The sequence below is a fragment of the Salipiger sp. genome, assembly GCF_048261495.1.
Classification (GTDB): Bacteria; Pseudomonadota; Alphaproteobacteria; order Rhodobacterales; family Rhodobacteraceae; genus Salipiger.
The window spans coordinates 22089-35631 of sequence record NZ_JBLXFX010000004.1 but is presented as its reverse complement, the minus strand read 5'-3'; the positions used below and the strand labels follow the sequence as shown (position 1 = coordinate 35631).

Genomic DNA, 13543 nt, shown 5'->3' with positions numbered 1-13543 from the left:
TTAGGTGGTAATTCCTTCTCTATGGGTCTTGTTTTGCCTCTGACCTTCTACTAGATTTTGTTAGTAGAAAATCAGTAGCGGGGCGCGATATGGGACGCGGGATACACCGGCTTTCAGCCGTCGAAGTGAAGACGAAGACCAAGCCGGGCCACTATGCGGACGGGGGCGGGCTGTACCTGCAAGTGTCGAAGTGGGGCACCAAGTCTTGGGTGTTCAAGTTCACGCTTGGCGGTCGCACGCGCGGCATGGGGCTAGGCCCAATTCACACCTATTCGCTAGCCGAAGCCCGCGCCAAAGCTGGCGACCTGCGCAAGACCGTAGCAGAAGGCCGTGACCCCATCGAAGAACGCAAGGAAGCATTGGCGCAGCTTGCGACCGATGCCGCCCCGGCCATGACTTTCGCACAGTCGGTAGAACGGACGCTTGAGAAGAAGGAAGGCGAGTTCCGCAACGACAAGCACCGGAAGCAATGGCGCAGCACCTTGGACACGTACGCATCGCCGGTCATTGGCGCGATGGACGTTGGCGCGATCACCACACAGGACGTTTTGCGCGTTCTCAGTCAGGAAACCAACGGGGGCACCCTGTGGGAAACGAAGACCGAAACCGCGTCGCGCCTTCGTGGTCGTATCGAAGCGGTACTTAGCCAAGCGACCGTTGCGGGCTTTCGGACAGGCGACAACCCCGCGCGTTGGGCGGGCAACCTGAAAGAACTACTGCCGAAGCCAAGCGCCATTGCGGACAAGGGCAATCAACCCGCTTTGGCCGTCGCAGAATTGCCCACATGGTTTGCAGCCCTGCGGAAGCGCGAAGGTATCAGCGCCCGCGCTATCGAGTTCTTGGCGTTGACCGCCGCGCGTTCCGGCGAAATCCGGGGCATGTTATGGCAAGAGGTTCACGACCTAGACGGCGAAAAGCCCGTGTGGATTATCCCCGCATCGCGGATGAAGGCGAAGCGCGAACACCGTGTACCGCTCACGCCGGAAGCCGTGGCATTGCTCAAATCGGTGCCGCAGGTCGATGGAACCGACTACGTGTTTCCCGCCGTGCGGGGTGGTGCCCTGTCCGATATGGCCCTGTCAGGCGTCATGCGGCGGATGCAGGATGCCGAAGTGAAAGCCGGGCGGAAGGGGTGGCTAGACCCGCGTTCGGGCCGTCCTGCGGTGCCCCACGGGCTGCGCAGCACCTTCCGGGATTGGGCGGCTGAAATGGGCTTTGAACGCGACATGGCCGAAATCAGCTTGGCCCACACTGTGGGTAGCGAAGTAGAGCGCGCGTATCGTCGTAGCGATATGATCGAACGCCGCCGCGCAATGATGGGCGCATGGTCCGCCGCTTGCCGGGGCGAGAAGTCCGACAACGTGGTGCCGCTTCGTATGGGGGCCGTGTGATGGCAAAGCTGCCGTATTCATTCGACGCAGAAGAGTTTGCGCGGGACGCATTAGACGCTGACCCGCAGAAGGCATGGACGAAGCTTAAGACGGTTCAAGAGTTCTTGCAGGATGGTGAGCCGGTTCCACCTGAGTTGGCACGGTGGCTTGGCGAGGCGATCACACACGCGGCAACGCTTGCGTCGGAGGATGCAAACGCCGCCGCAAGCGATTTTACGAAGCGCCTAGGTCTGACCGTTGGTCGCGGCAACGAAAGCAGCCAAGACAAGCGTTGGCTGATCTACGGCGAGTTGATGGACCGACTTTGCGCTGAAACCTTCGTCGCAGCCGCGACCGCCGAAACCCGTGAGCAAATGGCGAAGGATGGACACAGGCCAGTTAGCGACACGCAGCTAACCAAGTGGCGCGACAAATACCGCGCCGTCAAATCGGCTAAGACACGGTAAGCATTAACTAAACACTAAATCACCCCTTTTGGTGTTCGGCGTTCGTTCGATTTGCTGGGCTAGTTGTGGCTCTCTTGTCTCATAGAGACACGGAGATACGCCTATGGACACTCAAACCAATTCGACCGCGACGCCCACGGCGACCGGCCCTCGCGCCAAGATGCTGCCCACACGCGCCACGATGGACGCGACGGGCTTTTCCCGACCCTACCTCTACGCCTTGATGAAAGACGGCCTCTTCCCGCGCCCTGTGAAGTGGGGGGACAAGTTTTCCGTGTGGCCGGAAGATGAGGTTTACGCGGTGATTAATGCCCGCGTGGCGGGGCGTTCCAATGAGGAATTGCGCCAGCTAGTGGCCGAACTTACCGACGCACGCTCTACGCGGATTTGAGCGTAGGCGGACATACTGTCCCCCAAAGACAATTGATAACAAGATGAATTTTCCGGTCTCGGGAAATCTACTAACTCTTGACTCACAGGCACACCCCGAAATGGCCGCAAGCGCACACCTAGACAACATACCTTCCGAACTGCGGTCGTATCCTCATTGGGTATGCCATGACGCGACCAAGCGCCCACTCAATCCGAAGACCGGCGAACTTGCTGACGTGTCGAACCCGGAAACTTGGGCAAGCTTTGACGCCGCACGCGATGCCTTGGACGGCGGGCGCGGTGTGGGTATCGGGTTCGTATTCAGTCATGCCGACCCGTTCACCGGGATTGACCTTGACGTAGGCCAAGGTGCGCAGCCGTCGGAAGGGCAACAGCGCATTTACGACGCCTTCGAGACGTACGCGGAACAATCGCCGTCGGGCCGTGGCCTGCACATCATTGCCAAGGGGCAGGTGCATAACGGCGGGGTGCGTAACAGCGCGCTTGGGGTTGAAGTGTATTCGTCGGGGCGCTTCTTCACGTTTACCGGGCAGGTTGTCCGCGCGGCGTCCATCCAGTCATGCCAAGACCTGATAGACCGGCTTTGTGAGGAAATTGCCCCCAATAGGGAAAGCGACACTGGCGACGTTATCGACCCAAACCCCGCGCCGTCGGTTTCCGACGAAACCTTGCGCGAACGTATCTGCGAAAGCGACGTGAACCGGGACCACTACGAAGGCCGCGTGTCGGACTGGTCCGCCGCATATTTCGCCCTGATTTGTGCTGCGTGCCTGTTTTCCAGCGATGAAGCGCAGGTGCGCCGCGTCGTGATGGAAAGCCCGTTGGTACAGGATGCCCCGCCGAAGGGCCGGGAAACACGGTCGCAGAAGGCCGCACGGCTTTGGTTGCGCGAATATCGTAGGGCTGCGGCTAAGGGTGCTGAAGAACGGCAGGCGAGCGCAGCAATGCGCCGAAGCGTCAATATCGACCTGTCAGGGCAGATAGCCCGCACCTTCGGCTTGGCGTCGCCGCAGCATTCGGACGTAGGTTGGTTTCCTGCATCGGATTTTGCGGGCAAGCCTTGCCAGCCCCGACCGTGGCATGTTCGCGGCCTAATCCCCACAGGGCAGGTTACGGCGCTCTACGGGGACGGCGGCACGGGCAAGAGTACCGTTGCCATGCAGCTAGCGGCGTCAACGGCCTTGGGCGTGCAGTGGCTAGGTCAGGACGTGCGCGACGGGGGCGTGATCTATCTATCAGCCGAAGACGATGCCGAAGAACTGCACCGCCGCTTAACCGGGATGGGCGACCTAAGCGCCATGCAGCGGCTCACCCTGCGGTCGCTGGCCGGGGAAGATGCCCTGCTTGCCGCTCCGCAGGGCCGCACGGGGGCACTCGCCCCTACGGCGCTGTTCCATGCTCTGGACGCCCGAATGTGCCTTGAGCGGCCCGCTCTGTTGGTGCTGGACACCTTGGCCGACTTCTTCGGGGGCAATGAAAATGACCGTGCCCAGGCACGCCAGTTTGTGGGCATGTTGCGCGGGCTGGCAATCCGGCACCAATGCGCCGTGCTGTTGCTTTCGCACCCTTCGGTCGCGGGTATTGCAAGCGGCGCGGGTTCTAGCGGTTCGACCGCATGGAGCAACAGCGTACGTTCACGCCTCTACCTGTCACGCATCACGGGCGAAGACGGATACGAAGCGAACCCCGACGCGCGGCGGCTCACGGTCAAGAAAAGCAACTATGGCCGTATCGGAAATGAAATCATGCTGCATTGGGATAAGGGCGTATTCGTCGCCACCGAAGTTCCCACACAGGCCGAACACTACGCCAAGGCCGAAAGCGTCTTCATGTGAGCTACCCCCCGAAATTCGGACACTGACATAAGCTACGATTTGCAGTCTGCTGATCTTCGACGAGAAGGAGATCAGAGATGTCGAAACGGAAGCAGCACGCGCCTGAGTTCAAGGCGAAGGTCGCGCTGGAAGCCCTGAAAGGCGAGGAGACGGCTGCCGAACTGGCAAGCCGGTTCGGGGTGCATCCGACGATGATCCATCAATGGAAGCGAGCCCTGCTCGAAGGCGCCTCCGGTGTGTTCGAACGCGGGGGCCGCAAGAAGCCGGAGATTGACGAGGAGCAGGTGAAGGAGCTCCACGCCAAGATCGGGGAGCTGGCGGTGGCCAACTCTTTTTTGGAACGAAAGCTGAAGCCCTGGGGCGGGAAGTGAGGCGCGGCATGATCGAGCCTGACCACCTGGATCTGTCGATCGGCCAGCAGTGCAAGTTGCTGTCGATCGCGCGTTCGTCTTTCTACTACACGCCCAAGGGCGAGACCGAACAGAACCTCGGCCTGATGCGGCGGATCGACGAGCAGTTCTTGGAGACGCCGTTCTTCGGTGTCCGGCAAATGACCTGGCACCTGCGCAACGACGGCCACCTAGTGAACGAGAAGCGCATCCGGCGGCTGATGCGCCTGATGGGGCTAGTGCCGATTTACCAGAAGCCCAACACGAGCAGGCCGACGAAGGGCCACAAGACCTATCCCTACCTGCTCAGAGGTCTACGGGTGGAACGCCCGAACCAGGTCTGGTGCTCGGATATCACCTACCTGCCCATGCGGCGCGGGTTCCTATACCTCGTGGCGATCATGGACTGGCATACCCGCAAGGTCCTGTCCTGGCGGATCTCGAACACGCTGGAGGCCGACTTCTGTGTCGAGGCGCTGAACGAGGCCATCCACAAGTTCGGCCCGCCAGAGATAATGAATACGGATCAGGGATCCCAGTTCACGTCCTTTGCCTGGACGGATCGGCTCCGCCGGTCCAGCGTGCGCATATCGATGGATGGGAAGGGCCGTTTCCTCGACAATATCTTCATCGAGAGGCTGTGGCGCACCCTGAAATACGAGTGCGTTTACCTGCATGCCTGGGAGACCGGATCGGAGACGAAAGCGGCGATCCGGAAATGGATGACCTTCTACAACCACCAGCGCCCGCATTCAGCCTTGGGCGGCCAGCCCCCGGCGCTGGTCTACTGGCAGAGAAATGATATCAACCAACCCGATCAGCAGGTGCAACGAGTAGCTTAATTTACGCCAGATCCTGTCCAAGAAATGGGGAGTAGCTCAAAGAACTACGAAAAGGTCGTAGGCGACGTACACGGCGCGTACTACAACGCGGAACTAGTCGAAGCCGCCGAAGCGTCGCGGGTCGAAGTTTAATGCCGCTAGCGTCGCAGGATATGGCGGCAATCGCCGCATGGGTTCAGGCCAGCAGCCCCGGCAAGGTTCGGTCGCCTATGGGCGGCTGGACGCAGCGCGGGCCGTACGCCGTCCTGTGGCCCGTCAATCCTGCCGTCGCCAGCTACCCCGACCTGTCAGGGCTAGGGCCGCGTTCCCTGCCGCTCTACGCCCCCGCAGTGGCCCTGTCTGCCCCCGTGCTGGAACACCGCCTAGGCTGGTCCTGTGAAACCCTGCCTGCGGCCTCTGAGCGGCTGCGGCACATGCTGTTCCACCGATGGGATTTGCCCCGGCCCCTAACTGTGGGCATCGCTTCGCCGTCGCAGTCCGTCAACGCTGCGCTTGCCGCAGAAGGCTTGAACGTTGACCTAACCGAAACCGCCGTGCTTGCTGTGCCGCTGTACGCGGTCACGTCGAAAGACCGCGCCGATGTGCAAGAGGTTTGCCGAAGTACCTACGCCGTAGCGGCGTAACCCGTGTTCTTTCTGAAAGTGCCAACTAGCCCCGCTTCGGCGGGGTTCTTTTATGTCCAGCCTTTACCCTCATCAAAGCCCACTCGTGGTTTCGCGAAACGGTAGCCCTTCCACATAAATTTGCACGCGCCAACTAGACCGAATTTCGGAATGACTTCACGCAAGAGCTGGTCAGGCGTTGTGATCTTCACCAGCACCTCTTTCTTAGAGCGTGCCACTACCTTTTGCAGCTTATAGTCCATAGTGAGAAAGTAGTTCATACCTGCGCACTCTGCGCACCACAGGTGATAAGCATCGAGCGCCTGATTGAGGTTGAGCGGTTTGGTGGCCCCTTGGAACGCGCCGGTGATCTTTGTTAGTTCAACGAAGCGTGGTGCGCGGATGTTCGAAAGAAAATCCAAGGTATACTCTTTGGGTTTCTTAGGTCCGCCTGCGATGATGCGTGACCGGGGCGCGATAGGGTCTGGAACGTCATTGATCGGGCAGTCGAAGAAGCGACCGGATGCACTCATCATTCCCGGAAGGCCCCAAGTTTCCAGATCAACTTCCGGGTGAGAATGGAAATTCAACTGCCCGGAAGTACCGGCGTAAGCTAGCATACCGAGCATTATGGCATCACGCTTCTGCGTATCACTCTTAATTTTGTGTATGTCGTTCGTTGTGTAAGGCTCATGCACAACGATTTCTTGCTCCAAACCACCCCAATTGATCGTTTGTTTTTGGGGGCGAAAGACGTGCTTCTTGACTGCTGAAAACTTAAGGATATTCGTGTCGAGAAATACGTCCGCTACCGATGCGACCTTTGCCAACAGGCTGCTTCCTTATGCTCTGAATACTACCAAAGCTAAGCTGTGCCTGACCCTTACCCGGTTCAATGGTCTGACCGTCCGGAAGCACTAAGGCGAAGAAATTTTCACAAATCTGTGATCGAAAGACACAGAACTACCGCTCAAAAATGAGTAGTAGATTGAGAGTAGATTTGGTCTCTTGCTAGATTTCTCAATAAAATCAAAGGCAAGTGGCGGAGAGACAGGGATTCGAACCCTGGGTGGGCTTGCACCCACAACGGTTTTCGAGACCGCCCCGTTCGACCACTCCGGCACCTCTCCGCGGTCTGGAGCGCCGTTTAGCCGGGTGTGGCGGCGTGTGCAACAGGGAAATCGCGCGGGTCCGGATTCGGTGGTGGCGACAATCGGCGTGTTCCGAGGACGTGACTTTCAAATCACCCGCGCGCCGCCTAATCTGCCGCGCGTCACGATACCGGAGATTCCCCCTTATGCGCTCGCGCCTCGTCGCCTGTCTTCTTGCCATCGCCTCTGCCTTGCCCCTGCGGGCCGGAGAGGCTTCGGATGCGGTGCTCGACGCGCTCGACCTTCCAGGAATCGTGCAGATCATGCGCGACGAGGGAATCGATTACGGACGCGAGATGGCGGCGGATCTGCTGCCGGAGGGCTCGCACCCCGGCTGGCAGGCCGCGGTGTCCGCGATCTACGACACCGGCGCGATGGAGCAGGTGGTACGGCGCAACTTCGGCGAGAGCTTCGGCGACACCGACCCCGCGCCGCTGCTGGAGTTCTTCGGATCGAGCGCGGGCGAGCGGGTGGTCGACCTCGAGATCTCGGCCCGGCGCGCGATGATCGACAACGATGTCGAGGCCTCGGCCCGCGCCACATTTCGCGGTCTCGAGGGCGGGGCGGACACCCGGATGCGCCTGCTCGACGAATTCATCGAGGCCAACGACCTGATCGAATCCAACGTCGTCGGAGCGCTGAACGCCAGCTACCAGTTCTATCTCGGGCTGGTCGACGGCGGCGCCTTCGAGATGACGGAGGGCGAGATCCTGTCCGAGGTCTGGGGCCAGGAGGAGGAGACCCGCGCGGACACGCGCGAATGGCTCTATGCCTACCTGCTGCTGGCCTACCGGCCGATGTCGGACAAGGTTCTGAAGGACTACGTGAAGCTGTCGGCGACCGAGGAGGGCAAGGCGATGAACCGCGCGCTCTTTGCCGGGTTCAACGGCATGTACGACGAGATTTCCTACGCGCTGGGGCTGGCCGCGGCGCAGCAGATGAAGGGGCAGGATCTCTGACCTCCGCCGGGCCCCGGGCGGGTTGACAATCCGGGGAAAAGCGTGGATAAGCGCGCACTCGGAAGCGGGGCTTTGCGGCCCCGTCTTTCATTTTCATCAACGACGGTCCCGAGAGGGACGCGCAGTTCGAGGCGGGCAGGGCCCGGAAAGTCCCCGGCGGGGCGCCACAGGACGCGGCAGAGAACAGGAAGACGCACATGTTCGCGGTTATGAAAACCGGCGGCAAGCAGTACAAGGTCCAGTCGGGCGATACGCTCCGGGTGGAAAAGCTGGCCGCAGATGCGGGTGAAACCGTACAGTTCAACGACATTCTGATGCTGGGTGGCGATTCCGTCGTCCTCGGCGCGCCGCTGGTTGCGGGCGCAGCCGTTCAGGCCGAAGTGGTCGATCAGATCAAGGGCGACAAGGTCATCACCTTCGTCAAGCGCCGCCGCAAGCACGGCTCGCAGCGCACCCGCGGCCACCGCCAGCAGCTCACCCTGCTGCGCGTGACCGAGATCCTGACCTCCGGCGCCGAAAGCACCGGTGTCAAGGTTGCCGCCGGCGCGGCCTCCGCACCGAAGGCCGCTCCCGCTGCCGCGGGCGACGACCTGACGCAGATCACCGGCGTCGGTCCGGCCGCTGCCAAGAAGCTGAACGAGGCCGGTATCACCACCTTCGCCCAGCTCGCCGCCGTCGACCCCGAGACCTTCGAGGCCGTCAAGGTCAAGCCCGAGTGGGTCGAACAGGCCCAGACGCTCGCCTAAGCTCAAGGAGACCAACCAATGGCACACAAAAAAGCAGGCGGTTCGTCCCGGAACGGCCGCGATTCCGCAGGTCGCCGTCTTGGCGTGAAACTCTACGGCGGTCAGCAGGCCATCGCAGGCAACATCATCATCCGTCAGCGCGGCACCAAGTTCTGGCCGGGCGAAGGTGTCGGCATGGGTCGCGATCACACGATCTTTTCCGTGACCGATGGCGCCGTGACCTTCCACAAGGGTCTGAAGGGTCGCACCTTCGTATCCGTGCTTCCAGTGGCGGAGGCTGCCGAGTAAGCCGATCTTCAGATCGTAGGATTGGGGGGATCGGCGGAAACGCCGGTCCCCCTTGCCATTCCGGACCAGGAGGGTTCCGGATCGGTCGGGGCGGGGGATCCTGTCGCCCCGCCACAAAACGGCCACCAGTGCATGAGAGGAGTATGCACATGAGTGTCGATCACGTTGATATCACGTCCGCCCAGCCGGTCATCGAGACCGGGCGTTTCGTGCTGCGTCCGTTGCGCCGGTCGGACACCGGCCTGATTTCCCTCTACGCGGGGGACGAGCGCGTGGCGCGCATGACCACCAGCATTCCGCACCCGCTGCCGCCCGGCGCGACCGAGGCCTACATTGCCCGCGCCGAATCCCCCGCGCGGGTCGAGGATGTCTGGGTGATGGATGCCCACGGTCACGAGGGGGCCGAGGTCATGGGGGTCATCTCGCTCAAGCGGATGGACCGGGACCAGTCGGAAATCGGCTACTGGGTGGCGCCGCCCTACTGGAACACCGGCCACGCCTCCGAAGCGGTGCGCGCGCTGGTCGAGGCGAATCCCGGCAACTCCGCGACGATGTTCGCCAGCGTCTTCCAGGACAACCCGGCTTCGGCGCGGGTGCTGGTCAATTGCGGCTTCGAATATATCGGCGATGCCGAGGCGTTTTCCGTGTCGCGCAATGCGACCGTGCCGACCTGGACCTACCTCAAGCGCTTCCGCTGATTTTTTTCACGATCGGGCGGAACGCTTTGCGGGCCGGGGCGTTGACCCTTCAGAAAGCAAAAGGGCGTCCTCATGGGACGCCCAAAGGCTGAAGTCTCGTCAAGAGGCCGCGTCGTTGTTCAGCTTCCCCAGGTGCGAACAGGGCCGCAATCCATGTGGACGAAGTCCGACCGGGTATAACGCCCGACGCCGCCGCCGTGGCAGGCTTGCGCTGCCTTGGCCATCTGGTTGACGGAGCGGGATTTCAGAGTGAGATCCGCCGCTTCGCCGCGCAGGTGGCGGGAGTTTTTCGCCACGCCCGAAGAGCGTGCGCGCAGCATGGCGTTGGTTTTCGGGCAGCGGTAGCCCGAGATGAGCATGTAAGGCTCGGTCACGTCCATGAGATTGTGTGCGGCGGTCATGATGTCGATCGTCCGCGCATCGATGTTCTTCACCTCGTTCGTGCGCCAGTCGCGCATGAAGTAGGTGATTTCCTTCAAGGCTTCGGAGACGTATTCACCCTCGATCCAGTAGATCATGTCGATCTTTTCACCGGTTCTGGAGGAATACATCTTGATCCGCCGGATATCGCCGCCCCCGCGAAGGAAGCCCGCAGCGTTCGCATACGTTGGTGCTGCTGTGACGAGTGTGGCCGCAAATGCGCCAAGAAGGCCGCGGCGTGTCAAGCCGCCCGCGTGCAGTTCTGTCATATTGAAGCGCCTGTCCCGTTAAGTCGCTGTACCTGTTACCGCCTCGTTGGGCGGTTCTGCCATCTCTCCCCAGATGCGAGAATTTTATGCCATATCTCGATTCTGCCCGAAAGCGCCTTTTCCCTCGAATGCGAACTATCAAGGGGTATCGGCAAGATCCTGCGCACTTGGCGCAAAACCTGTGGCGCAAATGCGCCGACAGGGCGTCGCGATGCAGCGCCGCCTCAGACGAGGGGAAGTTTGTCAACTGGGGAAAAAGTGAATGGACACTCGGAAGCAGCGGTGCACAATTGCTAACGTGTGCAATTCATTCATTTTTCGAGGCAGGCATGGCGAGTTTTCCAAGCGGGATCAACAACGGCGGACTGCGCCGGGCCACAGGAACCACGCTGGCGGCGCTCTGGATCGCAATGGCCGGAGCGCAGGGCGTTTCCGCGCAATCGCTTGAGCTTACGGCCTACAAGCAGGCCGTTGCGGAGGCAATTTCCGAGGACGAGGGTCTCGCGGCCTTCTACCGGGAGCGGGGCTTTGCGGCGATCTGGACCGACCCCGAGGACTCGGCCGCGGCCGAGCGGCGCTCGGCGCTGCTCGAGGCGATCGAGGGCGGCCAGGTGCACGGGCTGCCGGTCTCGCGCTATGATGAGGACGGGCTGATCGCCCGCATGCGCAACGTCACCAGCGAACGCGCGCGCGGCGAGCTGGAAATCCTGCTGAGCCGCACCTTCCTGAAATATGCTCATGACATCCAGAGCGGCATCCTCGTGCCGACCCGTGTCGATTCCGGCATCAAGCGCAAGGCGCCGGTGCGTGAATCGCGGGGGCTGCTCGAAGCGCTGGTGGCCGGAAACCCGCGCGAGGTGATCCGCGATCTTGCCCCGCGCACGCCGGAATATGCCCGTCTCATGCGCGAGAAGCTGACGCTGGAACACCTCATCGCCCATGGCGGCTGGGGCGAGCCGGTGGTGTCCGGCAAGATGGAGCCGGGGCAGAGCGGGCCGAACGTTGTGGCGCTGCGCGACCGGCTGATCGCGATGGACTATCTGCCGGCCTCGCTGTCGGCCAGCTACGACGAGGCGATGCGCGCCGCCGTGGCCAGCTTCCAGGAGGATCACGGGCTCGAGGCGGACGGCATTGCCGGAACCTCGACCCTGACCGAGATCAACGTCGGCCCCGAGGACCGTCTCAAATCGGTGGTCGTCGCGATGGAGCGGGAACGCTGGCTCAACCTGCCCGAGGGGCGCGGCAAGCGCCACGTCTGGGTGAATCTCACCGATTTCCATGCCACCATCGTCGACGACGGCAAGGTCACGTTCGAGACCCGCTCGGTCGTCGGACACCAGGATGCGGACCGTCGGACGCCGGAATTCTCGGATACGATGGAGTTCATGGTGGTGAACCCCTCGTGGTACGTGCCGCGTTCGATCGTGGTGAACGAGTACCTGCCGCAGCTACGCCGCAACCCCGGCGCTGCCGGGCATCTGGAGATCACCGACAGCCGGGGCCGCCAGGTCAACCGCTCGAACGGGTTCTCGCAGTACAGCGCCGCGAGCTTTCCCTTTGCAATGCGTCAGCCTCCGGGCCCGCGCAATGCGCTCGGGCTGGTGAAGTTCATGTTCCCGAACCAGTACAACATCTACCTGCACGACACGCCCTCCAAGAGCCTGTTCGACCAGACCCGGCGGACCTATTCGCACGGCTGCATCCGGCTGGGCGATCCCCAGGATTTCGCCTATGCGCTGCTGGCGCGGCAGACCGACGACCCGGTCGGCCTGTTCCAGTCGCGCCTGCGCTCGGGCGCGGAGTCGCGGATCAACCTCGAACAGCCGATCCCGGTACACCTCGTCTACCGGACCGCCTTCACCAAGGCCAAGGGACACGTGAACTACCGCCAGGACATGTACGGTCGTGACGCCAAGCTCTGGAATGCGCTCAGCGCGGCAGGGGTGGCGCTGATCGCCGGGCAGAGCTAAGTCCCTGCGGGAGCAATCCCGGAGGGTTCCCATGCACACCATCGCAGACATCGCCCGCGCCCTCGGCATCGAGGCCGCCGGCGATACCTCGTTGCGCATCGCCCGCGTGGCCGAGCCGGCAAGCGCCGGGCCGGACGATCTCGCCATGGCGATGAAGCCGGAATACGCCGCGCAGATCGGCACCGGGCAGGCCCGGGCCGCGATGCTTTGGTCCGGCGCCGACTGGCAGGCGCTCGGGCTGAAGGCCGCGCTGATGGCGCAGCGGCCGCGCTTTGCCATGGCCGGACTGTCGGCGATGATGGACCCGGGGCAGGGCCACGGCGCGGGGATTCACCCGACGGCGGTGATCGACCCTTCGGCCGTGCTGGGCGAGGGGGTCTGCGTCGGCCCGTTCACGGTCATCGGCGCCGGGGCGCGGATCGGTGCGGGTTCGGTCATCGGGCCGCAGTGCCAGGTGGGCTGGGATGTCACGCTGGGCGAGGGGGCGCTGCTGCACGGCGGTGTCCGTCTCATGGCGCGGGTCCGCATCGGCGCCCGGTTCATCGCGCATCCCGGGGTGGTGATCGGGGCGGACGGCTTTTCCTTCGTCACGCCCGAGGTCTCGGGCGTCGAAAAGGCCCGCGCGAGCCTCGGGGCGGAGGGCTCGGAAAGCCGCCAGAGCTGGGCGCGCATCCATTCGCTCGGCTCGGTCAGTATCGGTGACGACGTCGAGATCGGGGTGAATTCCTGCATCGACCGGGGCAGCGTGCGCGACACCCGCATCGGCAACGGTGTGAAATTCGACAACCTCGTGCAGATCGGCCACAACGTCGTGATCGGCGACGACTGCCTGATCTGCGCGCAGTCGGGCATCGCCGGGTCGACCGTGCTGGGGCGCAACGTCGTGCTGGGCGGCCACACCGGGGTGTCGGACAACCTCACCATCGGCGACAACGTCATCACCGGCGGCGGAACCAAGGTCCTGTCGAAGATCCCCGCAGGGCGCGTCATGCTGGGCTATCCGGCGATGAAGATGGACACCCATCTCGAAACCTACAAATCCCTGCGCCGCCTGCCGCGCCTGTTCGCGGATGTCGCAGCCCTCAAGAAAGCTGTTTCCAAGTTCACGGGGACAGAGTAGACGGGCGCCGACCGTGTTGCGACG

At 62.5% G+C, this 13543-nt stretch carries 13 protein-coding genes and 1 tRNA gene; 11 read left to right on the top strand and 3 right to left on the bottom strand.

Annotated features, from left to right (window positions below; translation table 11 throughout):
* Positions 1-89: 89 nt before the first annotated feature.
* The 5 genes from ACN0RJ_RS09375 (at position 90) to ACN0RJ_RS09355 (ending at position 5296) form a co-directional block, all read left to right on the top strand.
* Positions 90-1391 carry a tyrosine-type recombinase/integrase gene (locus tag ACN0RJ_RS09375; RefSeq protein ID WP_417724097.1) on the top strand — a complete coding sequence of 434 codons (1302 nt, stop codon included), beginning with the start codon at positions 90-92 and terminating at the stop codon, positions 1389-1391.
* Positions 1391-1837, top strand: a complete 447-nt coding sequence (locus ACN0RJ_RS09370; protein ID WP_417724096.1) for a hypothetical protein — start codon at positions 1391-1393, stop codon at positions 1835-1837. Before ACN0RJ_RS09375 ends, ACN0RJ_RS09370 begins: the two co-directional genes overlap by 1 nt.
* A 103-nt stretch (positions 1838-1940) precedes the next feature.
* Positions 1941-2228: a helix-turn-helix transcriptional regulator gene (locus tag ACN0RJ_RS09365; protein ID WP_417724095.1), complete on the top strand. Its 288-nt coding sequence runs from the start codon at positions 1941-1943 to the stop codon at positions 2226-2228.
* Positions 2229-2328: 100 nt separating this feature from the next.
* A complete protein-coding gene (locus ACN0RJ_RS09360) occupies positions 2329-4065 on the top strand; it encodes an AAA family ATPase (protein WP_417724094.1) in 1737 nt (578 codons plus the stop codon).
* Between the two features lie 77 nt (positions 4066-4142).
* Positions 4143-5296, top strand: a protein-coding gene (locus ACN0RJ_RS09355) for an IS3 family transposase (RefSeq protein ID WP_417723142.1) whose coding sequence is annotated in 2 segments (ribosomal slippage) — positions 4143-4395 and positions 4395-5296 — 1155 coding nt in all. Because the reading frame shifts where the segments join, the coding sequence is not laid out codon by codon here.
* A 673-nt stretch (positions 5297-5969) separates the two neighbouring features.
* Here the strand turns inward: ACN0RJ_RS09355 and ACN0RJ_RS09350 are convergent.
* Both ACN0RJ_RS09350 and ACN0RJ_RS09345 read right to left on the bottom strand, forming a co-directional pair.
* A complete protein-coding gene (locus ACN0RJ_RS09350) occupies positions 5970-6728 on the bottom strand; it encodes a hypothetical protein (RefSeq protein WP_417724093.1) in 759 nt (252 codons plus the stop codon).
* Between the two features lie 210 nt (positions 6729-6938).
* Positions 6939-7028: transfer RNA gene (locus tag ACN0RJ_RS09345), tRNA-Ser, on the bottom strand.
* A 167-nt stretch (positions 7029-7195) separates the two neighbouring features.
* On the opposite strand from ACN0RJ_RS09345, the gene ACN0RJ_RS09340 reads away from it, so the two are divergent.
* The 4 genes from ACN0RJ_RS09340 (at position 7196) to ACN0RJ_RS09325 (ending at position 9740) form a co-directional block, all read left to right on the top strand.
* Positions 7196-8008, top strand: a complete 813-nt coding sequence (locus ACN0RJ_RS09340) for a hypothetical protein (protein WP_417724092.1) — start codon at positions 7196-7198, stop codon at positions 8006-8008.
* A gap of 197 nt (positions 8009-8205) precedes the next feature.
* Positions 8206-8754, top strand: a complete 549-nt coding sequence (rplU, locus tag ACN0RJ_RS09335) for a 50S ribosomal protein L21 (RefSeq protein WP_417719196.1) — start codon at positions 8206-8208, stop codon at positions 8752-8754.
* 18 nt (positions 8755-8772) lie between these two features.
* Entirely contained in the window at positions 8773-9042 is a 270-nt protein-coding gene (gene rpmA, locus ACN0RJ_RS09330) for a 50S ribosomal protein L27 (RefSeq protein ID WP_417719197.1), read from the top strand.
* Positions 9043-9191: 149 nt separating this feature from the next.
* Positions 9192-9740 (top strand): GNAT family N-acetyltransferase, encoded by a 549-nt coding sequence (locus ACN0RJ_RS09325; RefSeq protein WP_417719198.1) that lies wholly within the window; start codon positions 9192-9194, stop codon positions 9738-9740.
* Between the two features lie 119 nt (positions 9741-9859).
* Here ACN0RJ_RS09325 and ACN0RJ_RS09320 read toward each other — a convergent pair whose 3' ends face one another.
* A complete protein-coding gene (locus ACN0RJ_RS09320; RefSeq protein WP_417719199.1) occupies positions 9860-10429 on the bottom strand; it encodes a YcbK family protein in 570 nt (189 codons plus the stop codon).
* Positions 10430-10758: 329 nt separating this feature from the next.
* Here ACN0RJ_RS09320 and ACN0RJ_RS09315 point away from each other — a divergent pair, with 329 nt between their 5' ends.
* Both ACN0RJ_RS09315 and lpxD read left to right on the top strand, forming a co-directional pair.
* The gene (locus ACN0RJ_RS09315) at positions 10759-12399 is read left to right on the top strand and encodes a L,D-transpeptidase family protein (RefSeq protein ID WP_417719200.1); all 1641 of its coding nucleotides are present in this window, start codon (positions 10759-10761) and stop codon (positions 12397-12399) included.
* Between the two features lie 31 nt (positions 12400-12430).
* Entirely contained in the window at positions 12431-13519 is a 1089-nt protein-coding gene (gene lpxD, locus ACN0RJ_RS09310) for a UDP-3-O-(3-hydroxymyristoyl)glucosamine N-acyltransferase (RefSeq protein ID WP_417724091.1), read from the top strand.
* The last annotated feature ends 24 nt before the right edge of the window (positions 13520-13543 follow it).